The following is a 24,638-nucleotide window of genomic DNA, read 5'->3' on the forward strand; positions in this document are numbered from 1 at the left end:
ACGACCGCTCAGGTGCTTCTTCAGGAACTCCTTCTCTTTCGGAGGTGGGGAGGGTGATGTATCTATGGCGGAGGGGAGCGGTGCCGGGTTGGCGGGGGCGTTCAGGTCAGGTTCATCACGGGGGATCTCCTCCCCCGTCTTGAGGATATCCACGGCGCTGCTACCCCCATCTGTTCCGATGTCCAACATCTGAGAGATTTTGGGGTGATCGCATGTGCTAGATAATCAATTTAGGAGGGACTTCAATAGTTCATTCTCAATATCCGAGTACTTCCTCTCTATAACCTCGATAACCCTCTCCAGATATATTTTCTTAATGTCATCTGGTGCTTGGATCGAGTCGTTCAATACCTGCGGCCTGCTAAGCAGAGATCCCGAGTAATCTCGATCTGCATAGTGGAATGCCCGACCCTGTCCGAGAGCAAAGACAAATTTGCGTATCGCTATTTTTGGGATAGTACCGTTCGTTTTTTCAAAGATGTGATCTACCATATCGTGCATGGAAACGGGCTGTTTCGAAGAGAGTAATGTATAAAGTTTCTCAGAAAGTTCATCCCTCACCGTAGGGTCTTTTGGGTATCGGAGGGCTTTGTACAGGAAATCACCAATCTGAAGTGATTTATCGATACCGACATTTTCGATCTCTGTAAGATCCTTCAAATATGCCTGAGGATGCCCGGTTTCGGGGTCTGCTTCAATTTTCTCAACGACATCCCCTTCCAAAGATTCAATGAACTGCTTGAACGAAGAAAATCCAAGCTGCTTCTCAGAAAAAGAAGGTTGTAACCGAACAAGTTGTGGTTTGAGTTGGGATAGCAGTATGGGGTCCTCGAATGGCCGGTTCTTGATAAACCGGATGAGCAATTCCCGTCCCGAAAGTTTGTTGATATTTTCATCTAACCGTTGGTTTGCCCCCAATTCGGCATCTTCGGCAACATCTTCGTCGATACCCAACAATTCTTCGAGTGATTTATACTCCGTGCAGTTTTCTTTTATTACAGTCCCTACAGAATTGTCAAACCCAATGACGTACACTCGCTTACCGCGTGAAAGCACCCGACGGATAAGAGGGATGAAATCAGTATCACCGGAACCGAGTATGAACACGTCGATTATTGGGAATAGTTGCATATCCTCCAGTAGATCGATGGCAAGCTGCAGGTCAGCTCCGTTTTTTCCCTGGGAACTGGTCTGCGGGAGATGTCTCATCTCAAAACCATGTTTCACTAGTTTTCTCTCGTATTGATGAACTATTTCCTGTGACCAGTCCGCATATGACTTTTTGATACAAATGTTACCAAGACTTGTTGCGAAATCGAGAATCGGGCGTAAGAGAAGTGGTTTTTCACGAGAGGGGTACGTCTGTTCTGCCGAAATTGCAAGATTTTCGAAATCAAGATAGATGGCAACGTTATTATTGTTCATGGGATCGACCTTCAGAGAGATGTGATATTTTCTCGTTGCAATGCATCATTTTCTGCGATCATACCTTTCGGTGTCGGGAATCTGTTGATTCCATCTAGAATATGGTTAATGCGGTTGGTTATCTGAATATTAATCCGGAGCCCGATCCCGGCGCTTTAATCTGGGTTTCTCCACTTTAGATCACTTATATCTACCGATTTGGATAAGCAACGGATAAAATGTCCTAATGGGTCTCTGAGTCACGGTGGCACATATCGAATGATCACGCCGGTGAATGAGTATCCAAAGTGTTCATCCCAATACACGAGATTGTATTGAGCATTTGTTTCAAGCGATCGTTTCATCAAAAGAAGTATGCTGCTAAGGGGATTCGAACCCCTGTCGTCGGCGTGAAAGGCCGACATGATTGGCCCCTACACTATAGCAGCGAATCGTTGCACCGAAGTGCTATACAACTTGGGCGTGAGGAGATAAAAAAGTTATGGCAGGGAACCTGAGTCCCCTTACCCGTCGATCGGGGATCCTTCCTTCTGGGTGACGGCCTTGAAGGCCGCCATCAGCTGCCGGGTGATGGGGCCGGGCTTGCCGTTCCCGATGACGCGGCCGTCGATCTCGCGGATCGGGCCGACCTCCGCCGCGGTTCCGGTGACGAAGACCTCGTCGGCGGTGTAGAGGTCGAAGTAGCCGAGGTTCCGCTCGAGGAGGGTGATGCCCATCGATTCCGCGATCTCGAGGACGACCGCCCGGGTGATGCCGCGCAGGTTGTTCAGGGTCGGCGGGGTGATGATGGCGCCGTCCTTGACGACGAAGATGTTGTCCCCCGAGCCCTCGGCGATGTAGCCCTTGGTGTCGAAGAAGATCGCCTCGTCGACGCCGCGGTAGTTCGCCTCGATCTTCGCGAGGATGTTATTCAGGTAGTTCAGGCTCTTGACGTTCGGCGGCATCGACTCCGGCGGGGTGCGGCGGACCGAGACGCAGACTGCCCGGAGCCCCTTCTCGTAGAGGTCGCCATACATCGCGCCCCAGGTGACGGCGATGACGATGACGGTCGGCACCTTGCACTTCCGGGGGTCGAGACCGAGGTCGCCCTTGCCCCTCGTCACGATCGGGCGGATGTAGGCGTCCCGCAGGTTGTTCTTCCGGAGCGTCTCCTTGATCGCCTCGGCCATCTCCTCCTTCGTGATCGGGACGGCGAGGTCGATCGCCTTCGCCGAGTCGTAGAGCCGTGCGATGTGCTCATCGAGACGGAAGACCCTGCCGTTGTAGGCCCGTATCCCCTCGAAAACACCGTCGCCGTAAAGGAGCCCGTGGTCGAAGACCGAGACCTTCGCCTCCTCTTCGGGGACGTATTTGCCGTCAAGGTAAATGATCATGGAATCAGTGTAGTATCGGTAAGTTAGTATGTTTTGTGCTTCGTGCTCCCGGCAGGGGTCAGCGGCGGCCCGGGAGATACTGCGGGGCTCGCTTAACCCCGGCAGCAGTCCACAAAGTGCGCGAGCATACCCCTGCTCGTCACCGGGTGGAGGTGCGTGTAACTCCCGATCGTCCGGTCCCGGACCGCGCCGTCGAACCCGTCCCGGATCCCGCTCCCCCGGCTCAGCCGGTAGGCGAAGCGCGTCTCCGGCGCGAGGTCGACGCTGCTGTAGTGGAACTCGTGGCCGCGGAACGCCGCCTCGCCCACGGGGCTTTTCGCCGCGCTCGTCCCGACGACGTAGCCGAGCATCCGGCGGGCCGGCATCCTCGTTGTGCCCTTAAAGACCCCGGCGAGTTCGTAGGTCTCTCCCGACCCCGCGAACCCCGGAGCGAGCACCATCCGGTCGGTGAGGTAGATGAGCCCCCCGCACTCCGCGTAGATCGGCACCCCGTTCCGCGAGACCTCCCGGAGCCCCTCCCGCATCGCGGTGTTCGCCTCGAGTTCCGCGCCGAAGAGTTCCGGGTAGCCGCCGCCGAGGATGTAGCCGTCGGCCTCCGGCAATGGGTCGTGGACAGGGGAGAACGGAACCGTCTCGGCCCCGCACGACGCGAGGACGTCGAAGAGGTCGGCGTAGTAGAAGTTGAAGGCCTCGTCGAGCGCGACCCCGATCCGGACGTCCGGCTCGACAGCCGCGTAGACGGAACTCTCCTCCGCCGGCGGTTCGCCCTCGCGTGCGAGCGCGAGGAGGGCGTCCAGGTCGACGTGATCGGCGATCATCCGCTTCACCGTCTCGATGCGCGAGAGGAACTCGCCGTGCTCCTGCCCTTCCCGGTAGGGGACGAGGCCGAGGTGGCGCATCGCAAGTTCCATCTCCTCCGTGCGGGGGATGACCCCGACGACGGGGATGCCGCAGTAGTGCTCGATCGCACGGACGGCCTTCTCCCGGTGGCGGGTCCCGGTGATGTTGTTCAGGATGACTCCACGGATATCGACGTCCGGGTCGAACGCCAGAAAGCCCTTCACGATCGCCGCCGCGCTCCGGGTGATGCTCCGGGCGTTGACGACGAGAATGACCGGCAGGTCGAGTTGTTTCGCGATCGCGGCCGTGCTCCCGAGGTCGGTGAGCGCTTCTGCGCCCTCGAAGAGCCCCCGCACCCCCTCGACGACGGCGACATCCGCTCCCCGGCACCCGTGGGCATAGACCGCCCGGACCTCGTCCGGGCTCATCACGTAGCCGTCCAGGTTCCGGCAGGGCCGGCCCGTCACCCCGGTGAGGTAGGAGGGGTCGATGTAGTCCATCCCCACCTTGAAGGTCTGGACGGCCCGGTCGGTCGAGAGGAGGGCCGAGAGCGCCAGGGTGACGCTCGTCTTCCCGCTCCCGGAGCGGTCGCCGGCGACGAGGAAGGACTTCATCGCATGCTCCGGAGAACCGCCCCAAACTCGCTCTCGACGATATCCCGGACGCCGAGGGTCTTCGGGTGCAGGTCGATCTCGACCATGACGTGCCGGTGCCCCATCTCCCGGAGCGGCGCCACCTGTCGGGGGCCGTTCGTGATCGAGAAGACCTCGATGCCTTCCGTGTACTCCGGCGGGACGGCGTGCGGCACTCCGACGATGAGGGCGAAGTCGGGGTCGAGTTCCCGGATCCGCTCCCCGATAGCGGGGCCGTTCGCCCCGTACTCGTCGAGCGCCCCGAGGAGTCCGGGGTCGACCCCGCGCTCCCGCATGCCGCCGAGGATCCGTTCGGCGTCCTCCCTGACCTTCGGGAGGCCGCGGTCTTCGAGGTTTGCGAGATACGTGATGGCGGCGTCCGGGCAGGCGTCGTGGAGCGCGATGAGTTCGTCGGCGAACATGTAGGCGGTCTCCTTCTTCGCGTTCATGACCGCGACGCCCCTCGCACCCGAGTCGGCGAGGTCGACGAGCCGCTCTGCCGCAACGTGCTTGAGATCGCCGCGCTCGGGCTCGATGTAGGCTCGTGAAGCCGCTCCCCGGAGCCTCTCCACCTCGTTTGCCTTCGCTAATAGGTAGCGCTGCCGTTCAAGTTCTTCGGCGCTGATCCAGCCCGCGGCAGCGGCGGGCTCGAGCGTCGCGAGCACCCCGTCGATGTTCTCCCGGAACCCGGCATGGATATCCACGGCGATCGCCGGGGTCTCGACCTCCGCATCGTGGATCGCAGACTGGAGGTCTTCCCCGATGATCATCGAGACACAGGTCCCGACGACCGCTATCCGCCGGGGTGCAAACTCCTTCTCCGCGTGGCGGAGCACCCGCATCAGGGGGTCGTGCCCGCCGAATATGAACTCGTTGTCGGCAAGCGACGTCGTCAGCACCCGCATGCCGTCCTCTTCGAGGAGACGGGCGTGTTTGAACGAACAGCCCGACGGGCCGTGGAGGATCGCCACGTCCACCCCCAGGTCGCGGGCGGTATACAGCGCCGCGACGATAGAACTCGGTCTTGGTTGAATGTAGTCCATGCTTTATCTCCACATCTTTACCGCGAGGACGATCGCGCCCGCCGGGGTGATCTTCCTCGCGGCATCGAGCCCCTCCTCAAGCGTCGCCGCGGGATACCCCTCCCCGACGTAGACCGTCGCGGTCGGCCTGACGGTCGATACCGTCCGCAGGATCTCGTTCCTGGAGAACCCCTCGCAGACCGCCCGCGCCTCTTCGCCGATGACGAGGGTCAGGGCGCCGTCGCCTGAGAGTTCCCTCGCGTAGCGGGCGGCTTCAACGGTGGTCATCATGTTCGTTCCGCTGTTTGCGTTGTCGACGATCAGGATATCCCCCTCCCGCCGTGCCGCCATCCGGCCGGGGAGGGCGGCAAACCCCCCAAGAGGGGATGGGTCGACCCCGAGGATGCAGGCGGTCGCGGCCGCGAGCGCGAGCGGTGTCCGGTAGCCCGGAAGGGCGTAGAGCGGGTTTTCAAACGACCCGCGGATCCCGTTCCCGGAGTAGCGGCAGACCGCCCCCTCGGAGGATACCATACTCCCGGCCGCGACCGCTCCCGGGAGATCGAGCCCCGGCGGGAGCACGACCGTCCGTGCCCGGGAAAGCAGCCGGCATTTCTCCGTGATCGCGTTCTTCTTCCCCGCCGCGACCGGATAGTCCTCCGATGATGCCAGCACCGCCACGTCCCCGGCGGCGGTGACCCCAAGCGACTCCTCGGCGACCAGCCAGCCCCCGATCCGTTCCGCCTCGCGGACTGCCGGGATAAGGGAGGCGGGCGTGATGCTCTTCCTCCAGAGCCGCTCCCGTTCCGGGTAACGGTAGGTCCCGGTCGAGGTGTGCAGGATGCCCGGGCCCGGCAGCAGCGCCGCGAGGGCGTGGGCGGTTGTGGTCTTCCCCCGCGCCCCGGTGATCTCGATGAAGGGGTGCGGGAGCCGGCCGTCGCCGAGAACCCATTTCACCATCTCGTGATGCGAGACTGCGGGGCCGTGGCATCGCAGGAGCGGGTGATCGGGATCGAGGTGGACCGGTGCGGTGACCAGGTCGTAGGTCCGGGCGAGCGCCTCCTCGACCGTGATGCCGGTCTGCCCCCGGTAGACGTCCACCTCGTCCACCTGGTGGCCGGCATCCCGGAGTGCTCCGGCGAGGTCCGCCCCGCCGTGGATGGTATCCAGCACCAGGATTCGCATGCTCTTCAGGGTTTCAGTTCGGCGATCGCATCGGACGCATTCTTCAGCATCAGTTCGGCGAGAAGCGGGTCGCTGCCGATGGGGTTTGCGTAGACGAGCGGCACCGTCTTCCCGTTCAGCTGGAACTCGCCCTTCCGCTCCCCTTTCGGGAGGCCGATGATCTCGGGGATGTCCTGTTCGATGTGGACGCCTCTTGCGAGGAAGAGCGGGACGACGACCAGCATATCGATATCCTCGCTCCGGAACGCCTCGAGCTGCTCCCCAACCGTCGGGGTGTTGAGGCTCATGAACCCGGGTTTGACGATGTAGCCGTCTGACTTCTCGGCGATGAACTTCGCGGTGGTCTCGATCAGTTCCTTATTGTAGGGGAGCTTGCTCCCGTGTCCGACCAGTAACATGCCTTTCATAGTCATATGTTACAAGGTAATACGATACGATATTAAAATAATTACCGATTGGTTCTAAGGGCCCCGGTTCAAGATCCATCCGGCGGCTGACTTCAGGCAGGGGATCGCCCACTGCATCGACCGGCTCTTCACGCACCGGCGGCTCGTGCAGAGCAGGTTTAATACTCCATCCGCCGATGCCTTCCACTGAGTAAACGCCGATACGGATACTGTCCACCCGATCGATGCCGTCTCGGAAGACCGGCCCCGACCCGACACAAATATCCTCTCACACCGCCAACTGATGGAGAAGTATGATGGAAGCATATGATCGTTTTGAGCTCCTCATAAACGATCGGATCGTGAAAACACCGGTGGCGATCGCATCCATGGCCGGGATCGTGGATGCGGCGTACGTCCTCGAGCGGGCGGATCACGTCGGGGCGGCTTTCATCGGAGGCTACTCCATCGACGCTGCCACCATCGAGGCAAGCCGGCGGATGGCCGGGGAGGGCCGAAAAGAGTTCTTATACGACGACCCGCTCGAAGCGCTCGGCCGCGAGATCGACGCCCTGAAACAGAGCGACGTCGTTACGGGTCTCAACCTCCGCGGGAGCACGCCCGCCTCCTACGCCGGGGTCGCCCGGGCGTTCGAGGACGCGGTGGTCTACGAGATCGACGCCCACTGCCGGCAGCCGGCGATGATCGAGGCCGGGTGCGGCGAATATCTTCTCCAGCACCCGGGGAGACTCGTTGAGATCGTCGGGGCGCTGAAGGCCGAGGACGTGACCGTCTCGGTGAAGATCCGGGCGGGTGTCGCCGCCGACGACGCCGCTCTCGCCCGCACCGTCTGGAAGGCGGGAGCGGATATCCTCCACGTCGACCTGATGGACTTCGGGCACAACAAAGTCCGCCAGATCAGGAACGCCTCCCCCCTGACGCTGATCGCGAACAACTCCATCACCACCTTCGATAAAGCAATGGACGCCTTCTCCCACGGGGCCGACCTCGTCTCGCTCGCCCGGAAGTCCGACCCCTGGACGCTTGCCGGACTCGATGCCGCTATCACCCGGTCGGCCGAGGAGGGGGGCTGGTACAATGCCCCGAAACAGCTCTGCCGCGGCGGCGATATCAGGGCGCTCGCTTTCTGCTGCATGCCGGTGAAGGCCTGTCCGCTCCTCCCGGCCCTCGAGAGGGTCGGGCTCTCTCGCGACGACTACCTGAAGTTCAAGCAGGAGGCGGCGAAGGAGACCCCGCTCGAAGACGGGAAGAGCACCTGCTTCGGGAGCCTCGCCTGGTGCTGCAAGATCAGTTCACCCTGCATGTTCCGCAACATGACGCTTGAGAAGAAGGGCCTCTCTGCGCGCGAGTACATGCGGTGCAAGCACCACCTCGCGGAAAAGATCATACACAGGATATTCGATGAAGAAGAGCCCGTCGATGAATCGAGCTGAACGTGCGCAGATGGCGATGATGCTCGAGGTCTCCGCCTACCCGAAACCCGGGAACGTGGACAGGTGCCACGACTATTCGGACACCCATCTCGAGCACTTCCTCGCTTCGACGATCCTCGCCCGCCCGGTCTTTGATAAGGCCGAGAAGACCGGCGGCAGGGTCGGAAGCCTCATCCGGGAGGCAGTCAGCGCGACGAACGGGCATTCCGGGGGGAATACCCATTTCGGGGCGTTCATCCTCCTCATCCCTTTCGTCCTCGGGGGCGATATCGAGGGGGCGCGAGCAGTCATCGCCGCAACCGACGTCGAGGACGCGGTCGAGTTCTACGCGGCGTTCGGCCTCACGAGCGTCCGGATGGCGGAGAGCGACGACCTGGACGTGAACGATCCGGCCTCGGTCGCCGCCATCCGGGAGCGGGGGATGACCCTTGCCGATCTCATGGCCTACTCAGCGCCCCGGGATATGGTCGCCCGGGAGTGGACGAACGGGTTCGCCCTGACCCGGCGGTGCGCCGACCTGCTCCACGCGCACGGGTGCGGCAGGGAGTCGATCGTTGCGGCGTTCCTCGATCTCCTCGCGACTGAGCCGGACACCTTCATCGCGAAGAAGCACGGGGAGGCCATGGCGGAGAAGACGATGCGGGCCGCGGCGGAGGTGCTCGACGGGAAGCGGGATCTCGCCGCATTCGATGCGGAGTGTGTCGCAGCCGGGATCAACCCGGGATCGATCGCCGACATCACCATCGCCGGGATATACGTGGCGCTCGGGGAGGGGTGGCAATGGGACTGCTGACCGAGGGGATCAACGAGGTGATCGCGACCACCGACCACAACGCCGCTCCGATGGGGATCATCAACCGGAACGGCTCGCTCCACATGGTCCTCTTCCGGGGGAGTCACACCGCCCGGAACATCGCCCGCGACCGGTGGGTGGTGGCGAACTTCGTCTTCGATCCGGTGATCTACGTCAGAACCGCATTCGACGACCTCCCACTGGATGCGTTCGTCTCCGAGGAGATCGACGGGACGACCGTCTCCCGTCTCCGTGACGTGGAGGCCTGGGCCGCGTTTGCCGCCGACGTGGAGCGGTCGGGCGGCGAGGCGTTTGTCGCGCGGCTCAGCCCCTTGAAAGAGGAGGTGCTCGGTCTCCGGCTGCATCCGGTGAACCGGGGGTTTGCAAGCATCGTAGACGCGACGGTCCATGCCACCCGTTACGTCAAGAACCGCGATCCCTGGCTCGGGCAGCTTATCGAGCACCACAGCGCCCTTGTCAGGAAGTGCGGCGGCGCCCGGGAATGGGAGGCGCTCGAACTCCTCGAAGGGTATATCGCCGATCCGACCCGCGAGTGAGAGGCGGGCCTCTTCCCCGGGAGTGTGTATCCTCACCGGGTTTCATATTTTGCAACATATAATAATATCTATATATGAGAGCCGACCACGAACCGCCCGCAGGGAGGTACCTGGTAATGGCGAAGATCTTTGATACGTTGCAGAACGATGGCAGGTTCGGCCGGCTGGTCGAGATCATCCAGACCCTCGGCGAGGAGAAGACGCTGCAGGGCGAAGGGCCGATGACGTTTTTTGCTCCGGTCGACTCGGCGTGGGATGCGATCCCCGAACCGAACCAGTCGATGATCATGAACGACAGACAGATGCTCTCGCACCTGATCGACTTCTTCACGATCAGCAATCACAAGTGCACGCTTGAGGCGCTCCTCAAAAAGAACGTCGTGCAGACCGTCGAAGGAAACAACATCATGGTCAGGAAGACCGACCGGGGTACGCAGGTGGACACGGCTGTCGTACTCGAGGGAGACATCGAGGCGGAGAACGGGATCATCCATGTCCTGGACAGCGTTCCTTTTGCGACGCTTGCAGAGGCCGAACAGGCCTACCTGTCGACGAACGTTTGAACCCGGGCCGGAGAGCATCGTCCGGCCAAAAACCCTTCTTTTTCTTCCCGGCAAAAGACGGCGGCAGGATACAGCGCTCCTCTCACTGGATGCCCTCTAAACTTCTATATCCGTAATTTTATATATCTGGCAAAATAACCCGGGGGTTACCCATGAAGAGTATCATCGAGACAGCCCGGGAAGACGACCGGTTGAGCACCTCCGTAGCGATGCTGCAGGCCGGAGGGAAGGCGGAGATGCTCCAGGGAGGGGAGTATACCGCGTTGTTCCCAACGAACGAGGCATATTCCGATTTCTCCCGGGAGGCGATGGAGAGCATCACGGCCGATCGGGAGCGGCTTTCCGGTATGATCCTGTACCATGTGATCCAGGGCAAGCTCACCACGCACGAACTCGCGCAGATGGAGGCGATCCGAACGCTGCAGGGCGACCACCTGGATCTCACGGGGCCTCCCGGAGCGATACGGGTGAACGATGCCACCGTCATCCAGCCCGATGTCGAGTGCACGAACGGCATCTATCATGTCATCGACAGGGTGCTCCTGCCGCAGGTGGTCGAGGCGCGGGTGAAGCGATAGGTTCCCGGCGGTGTAGATCGGCCGGCTCACCGGGCCGTGCGGGGCTGCCCGTAGTTATATATATCGTGCCCCTCCATCTCCCGCGGGAGTTGGTTCGCATGAAGAGTATCCTCGCGACCCTGCGTGACTCGGGATCGTTTGACGTCTTTCTTGACCTTGTACGGGCGGCCGGCATGGAGGAGCGGTTCGAGAGCGACGGGCCTTATACGCTCTTCGTCCCGGACGACGATGTCTTCCGCGAGATCCACCGGCCCGAACTCGAGGCCATCCTCCGGAACGCCGACCGACTCGGCGATACCCTGAACTACCATACCGTCCCCGGTGTGCACTCCATGATCGATCTCCTCGGCATAGGGACGCTCCGATCGCTCCAGGGCGATGACCTGACCGTGGAGATTGTGCCGGAGGGGGTGCTGATCAACGGCGCGGCGGTCGTGGAGTCCGATGCGTGGTGCACGAACGGGATCTGCCACGCGGTCTCCGCGCTGCTCCTGCCGCCGCCCGTTGCAAGAACGGTCGCCGTACACGGGTAGCCGGAACATATAAATAACCCGGCACGGTTAGGTGCGCGTGGAGAGAGCAACATGAAGAGTATCATCGAAACCCTGGAGGACTCCGAGAACCTCGCCGTTTTTCTCGATCTGGTCAGGATAGCAGGAATGGAACCGATGCTCCGCGAGCGGGGGCCATTCACGGTCTTCGTCCCGACGGACGAGGCGTTCTCACGGGTTCCGAAGGACCGGATGGATGAGATACGGCAGGATACGGACAAACTCTTCCTCATCGTGAGTTACCATGTCGTGCCGGGACAGTTGACATCGGAGGATCTCCGGTCCATCGCCGCCGTACGGTCGAGCCTCGGGACGGATCTCGTCATACGGTCGTCCGACCGGGGGATCACCGTCAACAGTGTCCCGCTCGTCGAGACCGACGCGTTCTGCACGAACGGGATCTGCCACGCCATCGCCTCGGCGCTCGTCCCGCCGACACTGGAGATCGTTACCCCTTGACCGGCTACCGCTCTCGCGGCAGGCGGAACCGCCCGTCCCGGCGGGCGATCCCGACGGCGGCAAGAGCGCTCTTCTCCTTATCCTTGATCTCAAGCATGATGTCCATATCCGCCGGTGCGGTCGCGGCGAGGAACCGCTCGAAGTCGGCAGCATCAAGGCTCTCCGCGTGCCGGCCCTTTCGTCCGCCGGGCATCGGGGTGCTGTAATCGACCATCGGGATGCCGTCGCGGGGCCGCCAGGTCGCGCCGGAGAGTTCGACCGCTTCGGCCACCCCGGCGCCGGAGGGATTGACCTGGTGGTGGAAGACGTCGAAGAGCACCGGGATGCCGGTCTCCTCGTGGATGCGGAGGCAGTCGGCCAGGGTGTAGCGCGAGTCGTCGTTCTCGACGACCAACCGGCGAATGATGCTCTCGTCGAGCCCGGAAGACACGCTTGTAAATCGTTTCATGGCGGACCCGGGGTCGCCGTAGACCCCGCCGACATGGATCTGGATCTTCGCGGTCTCATCGAGGTGCATGGCGTCGAGAAGAGCGGCGTGGTAACTGAGCTCAGCGATGCTCTTACCGACGATATCGGGGTCTTTCGCGTTGATGACGACGAACTGATCGGGATGCATTGAGATCCGCATATCGTTCTCGCGAACGAACCGGCCGATATCGCGAAACCTCTCCGCGAAGGTCTCCTGCCAGTCGGCGGTGCAGACCGGGTGCGATGCGAACGGCACGAGGCCGGAGCCGATCCGGAAGAAGAGGAGGCACTCTCTCTGGTTGAAGCGGAGGATCTCTCCAAGACACCTGAGGTTCTCCCGGACGGTCTCCTCCAGCCGTTCGCCGGAGTAGGAGGAGAGCCGGAACGTGCGGCCCGAGGAGCAGCCGATGCTCCGGTTGATGCACGGGTAGCCGATCTTCATTTCATCAAGGGTGGCGCCCGCCAGACTTCAACCTTACCGGCAGGTATACGCGCCCTCGCTCTCGGCGACGAACCCCTCGCGGGCGAGGTCGCCGAGGATCCGCTTCACCCGCCCGGGCTCTTCGCAGAGCCGGAGGATCACCTCCTTCTCCGTGACCGTCCCTTCATCGAGGACGAGCGCGAGGATCCTTCCTCTGATCTGGCGGTCGGACCCCTCGAACCGGCTCTGGCGGGAGTAGGACGCGCTTCTCCGGTTCGGGTTCGCCGTCCGCTTCTTCAAGACCGTACCATAATCCATCAACGCACTATACCACTCCCGCGGGTTTTCGCGGTAAAGCGTCCTCTCCACGAGCGGGAGGATCTCGTCGTCCCGGACGCCTTCCCGGTCCTGGAAGAAGAAGTGGATGAAGATCCGCCGGATGTTCGTCTCGACATAGACCACCGGCATGTTGAACGCATACGCAGAGATCGCCGCCGCGGTCGCCTTCCCGATCCCGGGGAAGGTCGCGAGCGTCTCGACGTCGGCGGGGAGCCTGCCGCCGTACTCCTCCGTCACGCGCCGTGCGGTCTCCTGGAGCGCGATTGCCCGGCGGTTGTAGCCCATCCCCTGCCAGGCGCGGAGCACCTCGCTTCTCCGGGCACGGGCAAGGCTCTCGAAGTCCGGGAACTGCTCGATGAACTCCCGGTACTTCACGGCGACCCGCTCGACCTGCGTCTGCTGGAGCATGATCTCAGAGACCAGGATCCGGTAGGGATCGGTGGTGTGCCGCCAGGGGAGGTCGCGACCGTGGGCGCGGTAGTAGGAGAGGATGAGGTCGCGGAAGAGGGCAATGGCGTCCGGAGTGGGCCCGTGCGCCCGGGTCTCTTCGAGGATCCGCTGTTCGAGGTCGTTCTGGTCGGGGTCGAGGCTACCGATCACGGTATATCGTTTGTCTGACAGGGGCAAATAGGTTGGGCCTATGGTCTGTAAGGTGATGAAGTTGCATTTTCCCCGGCTCAAAAGGACATTTCTTCGTATCTATAGAGGTTTAAATTCTAAGTCTGACCGATGAAATCGGTATTGGGTCTATAGCAGATCCATACTCGGCTTTCCACTTGGTATCGCCATTGGGGGAGGCGGCTCGCGGGGAGGGGGGAGGATCCCCCCTCCCCCGTCTCCAACGCCCATCTCAGGTGCTTTGGATCTGGTTAAGGAGATCTTCCCTTCACCCCCACCCCGCCCGCGCTTCGCGCTCCTCCCCCGCCCCTCGGGGCGGGGGCAGTGCGTGGCGATGTCCAGTGGAAATCCGTGTATGGATTTTTTACAGGCTCAACACAAATTTCATTGATCTAGATCAGAATTTAAACCCCTATAATACGAGGAGTTATGCTTCTGGGCAGAAATCCGTTAGAACGCTCTCATTCTCACAACGCGAACCCCCTCGCCCTCTCACTCCACCCGCGCCCGCATCACCGTGAGCCGGACGCCGTCCCCCCCTTCGAGGGGAAACGTCCGCTCCTCCCCGTGAGCCCGGCAGAACTCCTGGAGGTCGAGCATCTGCCGAAACCCCGCCGCCGCCTTCTCGTTCTGCACCAGTTCCAGCGGCGGCTCGAGGAGCGGCCGGGGCAGGAAGACCACGCACTTCGCCCGGCTCCGGGTCAGGGATACGTTCAGGCGGTTTCTGCTGTAGATGAACTCGGCCTCGCGGAGGGCGGTCTCGACGTCGCTCACGCCGTAACTGATGATCGCGCTCTTTGCCTCCTGGCCCTGCATCTTGTCGACGGTGTCCACGAACGGCGGATACATCCAGGCCCGCACCCCATCAAGACCGGTCTTGATGGCACCGATCTGCGCGTGGTGCGGGCTGACGATGAAGAGGCCGTGCCGCCAGAACCGGTAATCCCCGTCCTCCGTCGCCGGATATGGTTCTCCTGAACCGGGATCGAGGAGCCGTTCCCGGAGCGCTCCGGCGAGCCGGGCGACCAGCGCCGCCTCGACCGGGTTCTCCACCGTCGTCCGGACGCCCTCGAGGACGCAGAGCACGAGCGGGTATGCCGGGTTGATGGCCCACTCCACCCACTCCTCCAGCGGCGGAGCCGGTGCGAGGGCGATCTGCTGCCGCGCTATCGCGTCGGTTGCGGGGACGTACCCGGTGCCGTAGAGCGTCTCCGCCGGGAACCCCGAGAGGGTGCGGTTCATCCGCCAGTTCTCCTGGAGCTGGCAGGTGTAGACGGGGCGGGAGGGGTCGTCGCGGTGCCGGAGGTAGGCGAAGACGGAGTCCTCGAGCCCGGGGAGGCCGTCAACCGGTGCCGGATACACCCCCTGGATGACCGGCGGGAGCTGGAGGTCGTCCCCCGCGAGGACGAGCCGTCCGCCCGACCCGAGCATCGGGAGCACCATCGCGAGCTCCGTCGCCCGCATCTGCGACGCTTCGTCGACGATCAGGAGGTCCAGAGACGGGAGGGACTTCTCCAGTCGGGCGAAACCGTGCACCGTCCCGCCGAGGAGGAGGGCGGGGTAGCCGACGACGGTCTCCGCCCGGTCGTGGGCCAACACCTCAAGGCACCGCTCTCCGCCGGGTGTCCGGATCTCTCTCAGTTTGTAGATCGGAAGGCCGGCGGTGAGGCCGAACTCGTCGACCGAGGCCTGCACCTTGACGAGCAGGTTCTCGACGGCCGCGTGGGTGAACGCCGCAACCCCGACCCGGATCCGCTCTCCGTGCGCCCGCCGGGCTTTGACGAGCGAGAGGATTGCCGTCGCGAGGAAATGCGTCTTCCCGGTTCCGGGCGGCCCCCAGACCAGGGTCAGACGGTTCTCCGTCACGTGGGAGAACGCCCTGATCTGGCTCCTCGTGAACCCGGCATCGCGGACGAGGTTCTCAGCATCGCTGGCGACCGCCCCGGACTCACCGGTCGGCATGGCGAATCCTCGCGGGTCGCGGAGGAGTCGGACGAAATCGTTCTCCGGCTGCTCGTCGAGAGCAAGGAGGCGGTCGATGGAGCGCGGGGCGGTGAAGTCCGTGAACCGGGGGTGGAGCACCGCGAGGTCCCCTTCGGCAAAGGGGACGTGATCGCGGGGGTAGGTCACCTCCAGCACAAGCCCCCTGACCTCCCCGGCCGTCCGGTCGGCGATGGTGTCGCGGACCCTTGCGAAGCAGACCCCGCTGTTCCCGGGGTTCGGGCTCGCCCGGTAGCGGAGGTCGTCGAACGCCCGCTCTGCCTCCTCGCCCGCCTCGCTCTCCCGCACCAGGAGGTAGCTGAACGCCCGCGACTGCTCGAAGAACGCGAGATCCAGGGGGGCGAGCATCTTCCAGAAGTTTCCTTCGCTCTTCCTGAGAGGAATGCTGACGCCGTCCCGGACCCTCGCTGCCCGCGGCCCGCTCCGCAGTTCCTGTACCTGCCGGGCACCCATCGTCGACTCATACTCCGCGATGAAGAGGAGACGGGAGATCTCGGACGTCGCGGCGTCCCACGAACCCGGGAACAGGAACTTCTCCGCCCACCGAGAGAGATTCTCTTTCGTCCGTTCGCGGAGCCCGTCGAGGACGCTCCCCGCGGCGAGCAGGCGGCGCGAGACCTCCTGCCGGACCCAGTCGATAGCCTCCGGCCGGTTCCCGTGCCAGGCCATGATGATGGCGTCGCTCTTCATGGCGTTGCCATGCTCGCTCCAGAAGAGGGAGCCCGGATCGAGCCGGTACGCGAACCGGGAAGAGGGGATCGCCGCAAGAACCTCGGGCAGGCGGAGGGCGAACGGGACGGGAAGCGCGAGCAGCCGCCGGATCTCCCGTGTCAAAACGACTATCGGGAAGGGGACGGACGTACTCGGGTGACTGGTCCCGAGGGCGATGCCGGGGTCCTGGTAGTAGAACCGCAGTCTGAGAGCGTCCTCTGCACTCACGGGGTCGTCGAGCGCCTCGTCAAGCAGCCGGGTGAAGAGTTCCTCTTCGTAGGTATCGTAGACGTAGGTCTGCACCGACTCCTGCCCCGCCCAGTCGCGGCCCCGGTTGTACCCGTCGACGGCTGCGAGTTCCGCGGCGAGAGCCCGGACGAACTCCCGGCGCACCCGGGTGCAGTCGCCGGGGTCTTTTGCGACATAGATCGCTTCGTGCGACGGCGTCCCGTAGACCGCCCTGCCCCTGCTCCGCCGGAACCCGAGGGCGTATACCCGGCCGGAGACAGGATCCTTCTGGAGCGTCAGGGTGACGGCGATATCCTCGTAGACGGGGAGCGCAAACGTTGTCGCGGCGAGCGGGACGATCTCTCCCGTGGAGAGCGCCCGGACGGTCGCCCGCAGGCGGTCGCCCTGCCCGGCGAGCGACCCGCAGTTGTCGAGGTGGCGGTCGCCCTCCGGGTCGCGGAGGAGCCCGGTGAGGTCGGAGAGCGTGTTGACCGGGAGCCCGCCGTTCCACGGGGCTTCCCGCAGGTAGCGCCGCCCGGCAGACGAGAGGCCCGGGATCTGCGATACCGAGGAGGAGGCTTTTGCCTCGGCGCGACAGTGGGCGTAGAACGCGCAGGACTCGCACCGCGAAGTGAGGTGCCAGGGCACGTCTCTCGCCGGTCCGGCCAGGATGCCCGGGAGGCGGTGGCGGAGGAACTCCTCGATCACTCGCCTGTTGAGGTGTAGATCGAAAGGTTCCGGTTCATCCTCCCCGTAGAGCCAGATCCCCGCCTGGTTCCGGTCGACCGGGAGATCGAGCCCGAGCAGGTCCAGGGCGTGATCGAGGATCAGGACGTACAGCGCTGCCTGGATCCGGTGACTGACGCTGAGTTCTTCGCTTGCTTTGATGTCGATGATGGCGAGGCGCCCTTCTTCGTCGGCCCGGATGAGGTCGGGGCGACAGGGTGAGAACCGGTGCACCCCGGGATCGAGGCCGTAGCCCTTCAGGAAGTGGACCGAGACCGGGATGGTCGTCTGGTAGATCGCCTCGCCCGGGGAGAGGAGGGGGAGGAGGTTGAAACTCTCCTCGATGGAGAATGACCGCCCGGAGATCGGCCCCGTCCCGTCCGGGAGCCGTACCCTGCCCGTGAGTTTCGTCCGGACCACTTCCTCCTCCCACCGGATGCCGGCCTCAAGGAGGGCTCGCGTCACCGGGCTCGTATCGATCGCGGTCGCCGGGATGCCGGCTCCGGGGCGCTCCGGCTCCGGGGTCGCATGGTAGCGGAGGTAGCGTTCGCAGTCGTGGTAGAAGAACCGGCCGATGAGCGACGGGCTGAGGTTGAAGCGTGGCATGGACGAACCCGGGGGAAGCCCCCGTTATGACTCATCTGTTTGTGCCGTCGCGGGAAAATGGTTGGTATCCGGGTTTTTTTGCTACCGGGATGGCATATGGGGCAGGTCGAGATCTCCGTCAACGGAGAAGATCCTCAACGGCACTGAGGAATGATTCTGCACGAGAGACGGCATTTTCTGCCTCCAGTTGCGAGACCGTGCCTGCCATATCATAGACCACGGCGTGTCGCCTCCTCCGCATCCGATCAAGGGCGTCCACGCTCTCATTGTTGAGGAACTGCCCGGCAAATTGAACCACCGTGGCATGCTGGTTGTTTCCCGCCGGGCGGTAGCCCTTTGAGAACATAAGCGCCCTTGCGGCCTGTAACATGGCGTTATACGCGATCGTATAAGCCCAATCGGCGTTACTGGTAAGGGCGTTTTTCGCAACCGAGACATCCCTGTGCGCCAGGCCGATAGCGTTCTCCACCGCCTTTGGATCCGGAGGGAGTTTCCTGATCAGCCCCTGTCGCTCCAGGTCTTCAACCTTCGCCAATCAGCATCACCCTTGGTTCGTTGAGCACGTTCATGACGAACGGATCGCCCTCGGCGATCCTCTGATCCATCTCCTCTCTCGGGAAGAGAACATAGTTTATCTCTCTTCCAAGTGCTGCTTCTGTCTCCCGGACGACGGGCATCAGGAGGTCTTCATCGACATCTCCGACGATGAAGAGGTCGATGTCGCTTGTCGCACCAGCCTTTCCACTGGCGAAGGAGCCGAAGATGAAGACGGTATCAACGCCGCCGACGCCGGCGAGGCGTTCTCGTACGACCTTTGCCACTCCTTCGGTCTTGAGGATGATAGCGGTCAACTCGTGGTAGATCGGAAAATTCTTATTTACCACGTAGTACCGTGCATTGCCGCGGCGGGTACTCGTCAGAAGGCCAATCTCCTCGAGGTTTGCGAGTTCCCGCCGGACAGCGTTGAGGTTCTCTCCGGTCATCCGCTGAACCTCTCGGAGATAGATCTCGCGCTCCGGGTTCAGGAGGAAGAGGGTTAGGAGTTTCACCCGGGTCTTCGAGGGAATGAGCCGTTCGAGCACGAATACATATTGTATACAATCGTATATATAATGTATACGATGCTCCGGTGCAGGGGCCGGACCGCCCCTCACCCGGTCACGTTCTCCGTCACATTCACAGCGGTCTCATTCTCCGTCACGTTCGCGACGGTCTCGTCTGCCGGCAATAGGATCACGTCAGGCGGGATCATGACCGCATCGATGGCATGGATGACGCCGTTCGCGGCAGGGATATCCGCCCGGATCACCCGTGCACCGTTCACCGTCACGCTCTCGCCGGCGGCGTCGACGGCGATCGGACTGCCCTGGACGGTTGGAACGGTATCGTTTGCAGCAATCCCGGCTGCCGTATACCTCCCCGGGGCCATGTGGTAGAGCAGGGTCTCGGCGAGGATGCCCTTCGGGTCGTCGAAGAGTTCTGCCATCGCGGTCTCCGGGATCCGGCTGAACGCCTCGTCCGTCGGCGCGAAGACGGTGTAGGGCCCCGGTCCTGCGAGCGTCCCCCCGAGTCCGGCGGTATCGAGCGCCTGGGCGAACGCCGAGAAGTTGCCGTCCCGGGCCAGCACCTCGCCGACCGTCAGGTTCTCGCCGACCGGCGTCTCGTTCGTCCGGTTCAGGCCGCCGTCTCCCTGCGGGCCCGTGCAGCCGCAGATGAGAACCGCCGCCCCGATAGCCAGAACGGATATGAACAGCGTGTAGTTCGTTCGCATGGCTCACCCTGGAGACTCTATGCTCCGTCCCTCCTCTCTCTCCCTACATAAAGTATCGGTCGCCTACTTCCAGAGCGTCAGGGTCGAGACGACGTGCCGGACGGGATCATAGACCCTGACGGTATCGTTGCCGGTATCGGCGATGTACCAGAGTCCCCTGAGATCGGCGAGACCGCCCGGTCCGCTCAGCCTCGCGTCCCCGGAGAGGCCGTCCCGGTAGCCGCGCTCGCCGTCTCCCGCCCGGGTGAGAACCCACCCGGTCGCAAGGTCGAGGTGCTTGATCTTGTTGTTGCCGGAGTCGGCGATATAGAGCGACCCGTCGCTGTAGGCGACACCCATCGGACGATTGATGTGTGCCATCCCGGCGATCGTGTCGAGGTCGCCGAAGTCGTCGGGGGAGTGGCCGATGCGGGTCTCGACCATTCCCCGCTTGATGCGGCGGATCGCCGAAGCCCCGCTGTCGGCGATGTAGAGCGCCTCGCCGTCGGTGGCGATCCCGGCAGGCCCGATGAAGGCGGCCTTTCCAAGCGGCCCGTCGACCAGCCCCTTCCGGCCCGACCCGGCATACGGCTCCACCTCATAGGTGGCGAGATCCATCCGCCAGATCTGGTTCGCCCCCGCCATCGCGACGTAGAGATGGCCGCCGAGCAGTGCGAGATCCCGCGGCGCGTTCAGCGCGGTCCCGGTGCCCGGCCCGCCGGACGACAGGGCGGCAAGCCCCGTCCCGGCGATCGTCGCGACCTCCCGCTCCGTCCAGGAGACCCGGCGGATCGTGTGGTTCCCGGCATCCGCAACATAGAGGATGCCCGCCTCTTCGTCGAATTCGAGGCCTTCCGGGAGGTAGAAGGCAGCCTCGTGGAACGATCCGTCGGCGTTTCCGGCAGCCCCGGTCCCGATCGTCTCCAGGATTTTTCCTTTGGGATCGGCGACGACGATCCGGTTGTGACCGGTGTCGCTGATGAAGAGGCGCATCCCGGGGTTGTCCGCCGCTACCTTACCGGGGCGATACAGGCTCGTCTCCCGTGCCGTCTCCGGAGCGGTTCCTGATGGCAACCGCTCTCTCTCAAGCAGGCCCTGCTCTCCGAACTCCGCCGCCATCTGCTCGATCTTCGGGTTGAGCCTCCCGTAAAGCCCTTCGGCGGCGGTCTTCCCGACCACGTTCCCCACCGGGTCGATGAGGACGAAGGTCGGCCAGTCCCGGACGCCGAAGGCTTCCCAGAGCCGTCGGTCGCGGTCGATGGCGACGGGGCGCTCCAACCCGGCACGGCGCACGGCCTCCCGGAAGTTCCCGGCGACTGCAGCGGACTCAAACCCGGAGTGATGGACTTCGACGGTCACCAGCCCGGGATGCCGCTCCTCGAGCCGCCGGAGATCCGGCGCCAGCCGCATGCAGTTCGAACAGGTGAACGTCAAGAAGGAGAGCAGCACCACCCTGCCGGCGAGATCGCGGAGAGAGAGGGGGCGGTCGACGTTGTGCCACTCGATATCGGGGGGGAGATCAGGGGCAGCCATCGGTCTCATGCGACACCCTGTAGCGCTTCAGAGTAATGAATGTTGGCGGGGACCTCACGCCGGCGGCTCCGCGTACACCGCCCGCGGCGCGGCGAGCATCTCCTCGCAGAAGGCAATCGCCCCCGGGACCCTGCTCTTCTGGTAGACCACGGGTTTGATGCGGGGTGTCTTCACGCCGCCGATCGTCTCGAAGACCTGTGGCCAGGGCAGACTGTCGGCAACCGATGGAGGGCGGAGATCGTTATGGATGTGGAACGCCTGCAGGGCATCGGGCGGAACCTCGCCGAGCGATCCGGGGAACTCCTCTTTCGCGGCGGCGTGGAGGTGCCAGGGGTCGAGCACTATCCCGGCCAGTCCGGCGATCTCAGGATGGAGGTCGTTGAGAGTCGCCCAGAACATCCGCATCTGACTCGCCGTGGAGATGCCCTGGTCTTTATGATGTTCGAGCAGCACCAGCGGTTCCGCCCCGAAAGCGTTCCAATGGGTGACGATCAGGGCGTGCATCCCCGCGATGATATCGGCGTGGGTGTTCTTCCGATCGCCGGGGTGTATCTCGATGATCTCCGGAGGGATACCCAGGACGTCCTCGATCTCAAGGAGCATATCACCGAAAGCGGCCACCCAGTCCGGGTCGCGCCACCGGAGGCTTGCCGTCGCCTGCCGGCCGTGCGGGGTTCTCCGGGGGATGGCCGGTTCGGTGTGCAGGAGATACCTGAGGGCGCCCGGAAGGGTCGTATCCCGGTCGTAGAGGAGTTCGACGGACGACCGATTGAGCATCGACCCGACATCCTGCCCCGTCCGCTCCACCTCCGTCTGGTTCTTGATGAAGTCGGCGGGGATCTCGATGTATCTACACCCCAGCGGTTCGGCAAGGCGCCAGCGCTCAAGGAGCCCGCCCCGCTGAGTTGCTTCCGTGACGTTCGGGTAGATGTATTCTGCACCCGGCATGATGGTTTCCGTCATGGCGGGCGGCCTACAAAAACGTTGGGGATCCCGATCCTGCGTCGTCTCCTTTTGCCGGGCGCCGGCGGGGCGGGCGAGGCCGCCGGAGTTATTGCCGGACGAACGGCGTAACCTTACTGTGCAGGCCCCGGCCTTCTGCGCCTGTCGAGAACCTGCGGGCAGACGAACAGTACGTCCACGGGAGCGTGGATGTAGGTGCAGTAGGCGCACCCGGGGTCGTAGTACATGCATGAAGGGCAACCCCATCGTTGCGGCTTCATCTCGTCCTGCAGCAGCAAGCCTCCTGTTGCGCCATCGTGCAGCGTATCCATCCTCCTCTCCCGTGCCCCGGGATATCGTGCATCGGGGTTACTCTTCAGCGGATCGCTGTCGCCGGGTGATCTCATGTCGTACTCTAGGATGTTCCCCGGCTGCCAGACATTTGTTGCGTCGATGAATCTTCACCACTCCGATGAATCTTCAGAGCGGTTCATGCCGGGAGATGCGGGACCACAAGGGTGAGGAGGTAGAGGAAAGCAGCCAGCAAGATGAACTGTCCGTCGGCAAGCAGTTCAAAGAGGAGTTTTTCCTCCACAAGTCGATGGAAACAAAGAAGATACCCCTGAACGTAGCCTATGCCCGTAGCCAGCAGCAGTACCGGATAGATGCCCGGTAAGAGCCCGCCAGCAAGCACCAGCGTGGTTCCGATGATTACGTTCATCGCCGTGAGGAGAAGAAGCGTCCTTTGGGGGCCGAGGATCGTCGGGAGGGTTTTGATACCCGATGCCAGATCCCCCTCCACGTCCCGTATGTCAAAGACTACGGTATTGATGAAGACCGGGAAAAAGAAGAAGATGCCGGCGATGCAGGTGGCGGCACCCGCGGGGAGGCCAGCATGGCAGGCCGGCAGGAGGGCCGGGGGGGCTGCCCAGGAGAACGCGACGACAAGGCTCTTCATCAAGGGCACCTCTTTTAACCGCCGGAACCCGAACCCGGGGGGAAAGAGGGGTACGCTGTAGACGATTCCGGCGACCAGGGGTATGGTCGTGACGAGCAGGCTGTCAAAGCCCTGGAAAGCGGCGAGGCAGAGGGCGATGACATAAGCGCCGATTGCAGAATGGAAGAGGACGGTCTCATACTCCTTCGTGAAAGCATACCGTTCCGCGTGATTTATTGCGTCTTCGTCCTCGTCGGTCTTGCGGTTGAGATTGTAGACGGCGAACACGACAAGCATCAGTATTGTCGCCGCAACCGGGTCGAAGGGGAGGTCATGCAGGAGGCACGAGATATACACCATCGCCATTCCTGCTACAGACAGATACAGGGAACTGTACACGAAAATCTGGAAAACGATCTCCAGGGTTGGTTGGATCAGGGTGGCACGATTTGAGAATCCGAACATGGAATGGTTTTCAGGGAACCAGTGAATATTTATTACTTCGACGAAGATTCACCACTTCGATGAATCACAGTATTTGAACATACTGCTCAAGCAGAGGGTTGGACAGGCAGGAGCGATGCATTCGCTCTTCCCCCTTCCCGCTCAACGAACCTGAAAACGGTCGGACTTTGAACGAGCGTATATCCCGGGGCATGGAACGACCGTTATACCGGGTCATATCAAGCGCCGGGGGAGAGGTTCCCAGGAAAAAGATAATCAGGAGATTTTCAGCGGTCTGGAATCTGCTTTGTAGTGCTGGAAGAGTCGCTCGCCCCAGGAGACTGCCGCCGCGTCGGTGCCGACGAGGTCTGTGCTGGCATCATATTTTCCCGTATCGCGCCTGTACAGGCCCAGCGAGATATATTCGTCCGTCACGGTCATCCCGAGGCGGATAGGTGAAGGATAGACGTACAGCTTGAAGTTCTCAGGCCTGCTCAGGGTTTCCAGCACCGCCTCGTACTGGGAGGTCAATCTTTTAGCGAGTTCTTCGGAGACGACAATCTCGATTGGCGTGCTACTTATAGCCGCCTCCTTAATCGCGTCTACATGAACCGGGCTCATAATCGATGATACACCGTGGATCCAGGATGCCTTCCGGAGTATGGTTTGAAAGACCGTGTACACGGCAAAGATGTTCTCCTCAACATCCTTTACCATCTCCGTGTTATACAGGTGCTCAATCTCATTCAGAAGTTTGGGGGGTATGCCCTCGATCTCGTGTTCGATCCAGAACTCGCGGTGGTGTTGCACTGTACCCATGAGCGTAACCGCCCGTTCGATCTTCGGCTCGACGATCCTGCCTATGGGAGTGAGTGCATACTCGCCCCTTGCCGATTCGACGTAATGCAGGGCCTCGAGCTGCCGGATCTTCGGGATGAGCGCCTGCGACGAACTCCCCGTGACCTCGCGAAGGGTCGAGAGCGGTTTGCTCCCGCTGCCGAGCGCGAGCAGCACCTGCGTCAGCAATCTCGACCGAAATATTGCCTGAACGTCGTCGTGGTACTCGTTGTAGATCTCGAGGGGAGATGTTTCCTTCATC

General features: G+C 62.6%; 24 protein-coding genes and 1 tRNA gene. 7 read left to right on the forward strand and 18 right to left on the reverse strand.

Features of this window, described 5'->3' with window-relative positions; genetic code table 11:
• Positions 1 to 225: 225 nt before the first annotated feature.
• The 7 genes from FKB36_RS07475 to cfbA all read right to left on the reverse strand — a co-directional run bounded on the left by FKB36_RS07475 (position 226) and on the right by cfbA (position 6,887).
• Positions 226 to 1,425 (reverse strand): NYN domain-containing protein, encoded by a 1,200-nt coding sequence (locus FKB36_RS07475; RefSeq protein ID WP_261597442.1) that lies wholly within the window; start codon positions 1,423 to 1,425, stop codon positions 226 to 228.
• 355 nt (positions 1,426 to 1,780) lie between these two features.
• Positions 1,781 to 1,853, reverse strand: a tRNA-Glu gene (locus FKB36_RS07480).
• Between the two features lie 75 nt (positions 1,854 to 1,928).
• Complete coding sequence (gene ilvE, locus FKB36_RS07485) at positions 1,929 to 2,798, reverse strand: branched-chain-amino-acid transaminase (RefSeq protein WP_261597443.1); 870 nt, start codon at positions 2,796 to 2,798, stop codon at positions 1,929 to 1,931.
• 92 nt (positions 2,799 to 2,890) lie between these two features.
• A complete protein-coding gene (gene cfbB, locus FKB36_RS07490; protein WP_261597444.1) occupies positions 2,891 to 4,252 on the reverse strand; it encodes a Ni-sirohydrochlorin a,c-diamide synthase in 1,362 nt (453 codons plus the stop codon).
• A complete protein-coding gene (gene cfbD, locus FKB36_RS07495; RefSeq protein WP_261597445.1) occupies positions 4,249 to 5,313 on the reverse strand; it encodes a Ni-sirohydrochlorin a,c-diamide reductive cyclase catalytic subunit in 1,065 nt (354 codons plus the stop codon). The genes cfbB and cfbD overlap by 4 nt, the downstream gene beginning before the upstream one ends.
• 3 nt (positions 5,314 to 5,316) lie before the next feature.
• Positions 5,317 to 6,474, reverse strand: a complete 1,158-nt coding sequence (gene cfbE / locus FKB36_RS07500; RefSeq protein WP_261597446.1) for a coenzyme F430 synthase — start codon at positions 6,472 to 6,474, stop codon at positions 5,317 to 5,319.
• 5 nt (positions 6,475 to 6,479) lie between these two features.
• Complete coding sequence (gene cfbA, locus FKB36_RS07505) at positions 6,480 to 6,887, reverse strand: sirohydrochlorin nickelochelatase (protein WP_261597447.1); 408 nt, start codon at positions 6,885 to 6,887, stop codon at positions 6,480 to 6,482.
• A 287-nt stretch (positions 6,888 to 7,174) separates the two neighbouring features.
• Here cfbA and FKB36_RS07510 point away from each other — a divergent pair, with 287 nt between their 5' ends.
• The 7 genes from FKB36_RS07510 (at position 7,175) to FKB36_RS07540 (ending at position 11,815) form a co-directional block, all read left to right on the forward strand.
• Entirely contained in the window at positions 7,175 to 8,314 is a 1,140-nt protein-coding gene (locus tag FKB36_RS07510) for a methanogenesis marker 9 domain-containing protein (RefSeq protein ID WP_261597448.1), read from the forward strand.
• Positions 8,301 to 9,107, forward strand: coding sequence for a triphosphoribosyl-dephospho-CoA synthase (locus FKB36_RS07515; RefSeq protein ID WP_261597449.1), 807 nt, complete (start codon positions 8,301 to 8,303; stop codon positions 9,105 to 9,107). Before FKB36_RS07510 ends, FKB36_RS07515 begins: the two co-directional genes overlap by 14 nt.
• Positions 9,095 to 9,664: a DUF447 domain-containing protein gene (locus FKB36_RS07520; RefSeq protein ID WP_261597450.1), complete on the forward strand. Its 570-nt coding sequence runs from the start codon at positions 9,095 to 9,097 to the stop codon at positions 9,662 to 9,664. The genes FKB36_RS07515 and FKB36_RS07520 overlap by 13 nt, the downstream gene beginning before the upstream one ends.
• A gap of 116 nt (positions 9,665 to 9,780) precedes the next feature.
• Positions 9,781 to 10,227, forward strand: coding sequence for a fasciclin domain-containing protein (locus FKB36_RS07525; RefSeq protein ID WP_261597451.1), 447 nt, complete (start codon positions 9,781 to 9,783; stop codon positions 10,225 to 10,227).
• A gap of 152 nt (positions 10,228 to 10,379) precedes the next feature.
• Positions 10,380 to 10,805, forward strand: coding sequence for a fasciclin domain-containing protein (locus FKB36_RS07530; protein ID WP_261597452.1), 426 nt, complete (start codon positions 10,380 to 10,382; stop codon positions 10,803 to 10,805).
• 98 nt (positions 10,806 to 10,903) lie between these two features.
• A complete protein-coding gene (locus tag FKB36_RS07535; RefSeq protein ID WP_261597453.1) occupies positions 10,904 to 11,338 on the forward strand; it encodes a fasciclin domain-containing protein in 435 nt (144 codons plus the stop codon).
• 51 nt (positions 11,339 to 11,389) lie between these two features.
• Entirely contained in the window at positions 11,390 to 11,815 is a 426-nt protein-coding gene (locus FKB36_RS07540; protein WP_261597454.1) for a fasciclin domain-containing protein, read from the forward strand.
• Between the two features lie 4 nt (positions 11,816 to 11,819).
• Here FKB36_RS07540 and uvsE read toward each other — a convergent pair whose 3' ends face one another.
• The 11 genes from uvsE to FKB36_RS07595 all read right to left on the reverse strand — a co-directional run bounded on the left by uvsE (position 11,820) and on the right by FKB36_RS07595 (position 24,637).
• Entirely contained in the window at positions 11,820 to 12,725 is a 906-nt protein-coding gene (gene uvsE / locus FKB36_RS07545) for a UV DNA damage repair endonuclease UvsE (protein WP_261597455.1), read from the reverse strand.
• A 33-nt stretch (positions 12,726 to 12,758) separates the two neighbouring features.
• Positions 12,759 to 13,643: an A/G-specific adenine glycosylase gene (locus FKB36_RS07550; protein ID WP_261597456.1), complete on the reverse strand. Its 885-nt coding sequence runs from the start codon at positions 13,641 to 13,643 to the stop codon at positions 12,759 to 12,761.
• 510 nt (positions 13,644 to 14,153) lie between these two features.
• On the reverse strand, positions 14,154 to 17,933 hold the full coding sequence (locus FKB36_RS07555; protein ID WP_261597457.1) for a bifunctional RecB family nuclease/DEAD/DEAH box helicase: 3,780 nt from the start codon (positions 17,931 to 17,933) through the stop codon (positions 14,154 to 14,156).
• Positions 17,934 to 18,051: 118 nt separating this feature from the next.
• Positions 18,052 to 18,468 carry a HEPN domain-containing protein gene (locus FKB36_RS07560; RefSeq protein WP_261597458.1) on the reverse strand — a complete coding sequence of 139 codons (417 nt, stop codon included), beginning with the start codon at positions 18,466 to 18,468 and terminating at the stop codon, positions 18,052 to 18,054.
• A complete protein-coding gene (locus FKB36_RS07565) occupies positions 18,455 to 19,015 on the reverse strand; it encodes a nucleotidyltransferase domain-containing protein (protein WP_261597459.1) in 561 nt (186 codons plus the stop codon). Before FKB36_RS07565 ends, FKB36_RS07560 begins: the two co-directional genes overlap by 14 nt.
• 68 nt (positions 19,016 to 19,083) lie before the next feature.
• The gene (locus tag FKB36_RS07570; protein WP_261597460.1) at positions 19,084 to 19,704 is read right to left on the reverse strand and encodes a fasciclin domain-containing protein; all 621 of its coding nucleotides are present in this window, start codon (positions 19,702 to 19,704) and stop codon (positions 19,084 to 19,086) included.
• 63 nt (positions 19,705 to 19,767) lie between these two features.
• Entirely contained in the window at positions 19,768 to 21,216 is a 1,449-nt protein-coding gene (locus tag FKB36_RS07575) for a redoxin domain-containing protein (protein ID WP_261597461.1), read from the reverse strand.
• Between the two features lie 54 nt (positions 21,217 to 21,270).
• Complete coding sequence (locus FKB36_RS07580) at positions 21,271 to 22,164, reverse strand: hypothetical protein (RefSeq protein ID WP_261597462.1); 894 nt, start codon at positions 22,162 to 22,164, stop codon at positions 21,271 to 21,273.
• Positions 22,165 to 22,292: 128 nt separating this feature from the next.
• Positions 22,293 to 22,490, reverse strand: coding sequence for a hypothetical protein (locus FKB36_RS07585; protein ID WP_261597463.1), 198 nt, complete (start codon positions 22,488 to 22,490; stop codon positions 22,293 to 22,295).
• Positions 22,491 to 22,648: 158 nt separating this feature from the next.
• On the reverse strand, positions 22,649 to 23,455 hold the full coding sequence (locus FKB36_RS07590; protein WP_261597464.1) for a UbiA family prenyltransferase: 807 nt from the start codon (positions 23,453 to 23,455) through the stop codon (positions 22,649 to 22,651).
• Between the two features lie 360 nt (positions 23,456 to 23,815).
• On the reverse strand, positions 23,816 to 24,637 hold the full coding sequence (locus FKB36_RS07595) for a helix-turn-helix transcriptional regulator (RefSeq protein WP_261597465.1): 822 nt from the start codon (positions 24,635 to 24,637) through the stop codon (positions 23,816 to 23,818).
• Position 24,638 lies beyond the last annotated feature (1 nt).

Origin of the sequence: Methanoculleus formosensis, from assembly GCF_025384765.1 — an archaeon.
GTDB classification, from domain to species: domain Archaea; phylum Halobacteriota; class Methanomicrobia; order Methanomicrobiales; family Methanoculleaceae; genus Methanoculleus; species Methanoculleus formosensis.

Excerpts from the sequence above, each read along its gene's own strand:
- ilvE (WP_261597443.1), bottom strand. The coding sequence starts at position 2,798 with ATGATCATTTACCTTGACGGCAAATACGTCCCCGAAGAGGAGGCGAAG.
- cfbE (WP_261597446.1), bottom strand. The coding sequence starts at position 6,474 with ATGCGAATCCTGGTGCTGGATACCATCCACGGCGGGGCGGACCTCGCC.
- cfbD (WP_261597445.1), bottom strand. The coding sequence starts at position 5,313 with ATGGACTACATTCAACCAAGACCGAGTTCTATCGTCGCGGCGCTGTAT.
- uvsE (WP_261597455.1), bottom strand. The coding sequence starts at position 12,725 with ATGAAGATCGGCTACCCGTGCATCAACCGGAGCATCGGCTGCTCCTCG.
- FKB36_RS07575 (WP_261597461.1), bottom strand. The coding sequence starts at position 21,216 with ATGGCTGCCCCTGATCTCCCCCCCGATATCGAGTGGCACAACGTCGAC.
- FKB36_RS07525 (WP_261597451.1), top strand. The coding sequence starts at position 9,781 with ATGGCGAAGATCTTTGATACGTTGCAGAACGATGGCAGGTTCGGCCGG.
- FKB36_RS07520 (WP_261597450.1), top strand. The coding sequence starts at position 9,095 with ATGGGACTGCTGACCGAGGGGATCAACGAGGTGATCGCGACCACCGAC.
- FKB36_RS07540 (WP_261597454.1), top strand. The coding sequence starts at position 11,390 with ATGAAGAGTATCATCGAAACCCTGGAGGACTCCGAGAACCTCGCCGTT.
- FKB36_RS07515 (WP_261597449.1), top strand. The coding sequence starts at position 8,301 with ATGAATCGAGCTGAACGTGCGCAGATGGCGATGATGCTCGAGGTCTCC.
- FKB36_RS07570 (WP_261597460.1), bottom strand. The coding sequence starts at position 19,704 with ATGCGAACGAACTACACGCTGTTCATATCCGTTCTGGCTATCGGGGCG.
- FKB36_RS07510 (WP_261597448.1), top strand. The coding sequence starts at position 7,175 with ATGATGGAAGCATATGATCGTTTTGAGCTCCTCATAAACGATCGGATC.
- FKB36_RS07530 (WP_261597452.1), top strand. The coding sequence starts at position 10,380 with ATGAAGAGTATCATCGAGACAGCCCGGGAAGACGACCGGTTGAGCACC.
- FKB36_RS07580 (WP_261597462.1), bottom strand. The coding sequence starts at position 22,164 with ATGCCGGGTGCAGAATACATCTACCCGAACGTCACGGAAGCAACTCAG.
- FKB36_RS07535 (WP_261597453.1), top strand. The coding sequence starts at position 10,904 with ATGAAGAGTATCCTCGCGACCCTGCGTGACTCGGGATCGTTTGACGTC.
- FKB36_RS07590 (WP_261597464.1), bottom strand. The coding sequence starts at position 23,455 with ATGGTGTATATCTCGTGCCTCCTGCATGACCTCCCCTTCGACCCGGTT.
- cfbB (WP_261597444.1), bottom strand. The coding sequence starts at position 4,252 with ATGAAGTCCTTCCTCGTCGCCGGCGACCGCTCCGGGAGCGGGAAGACG.
- FKB36_RS07555 (WP_261597457.1), bottom strand. The coding sequence starts at position 17,933 with ATGCCACGCTTCAACCTCAGCCCGTCGCTCATCGGCCGGTTCTTCTAC.
- FKB36_RS07585 (WP_261597463.1), bottom strand. The coding sequence starts at position 22,490 with ATGGATACGCTGCACGATGGCGCAACAGGAGGCTTGCTGCTGCAGGAC.
- FKB36_RS07595 (WP_261597465.1), bottom strand. The coding sequence starts at position 24,637 with ATGAAGGAAACATCTCCCCTCGAGATCTACAACGAGTACCACGACGAC.
- FKB36_RS07475 (WP_261597442.1), bottom strand. The coding sequence starts at position 1,425 with ATGAACAATAATAACGTTGCCATCTATCTTGATTTCGAAAATCTTGCA.
- cfbA (WP_261597447.1), bottom strand. The coding sequence starts at position 6,887 with ATGACTATGAAAGGCATGTTACTGGTCGGACACGGGAGCAAGCTCCCC.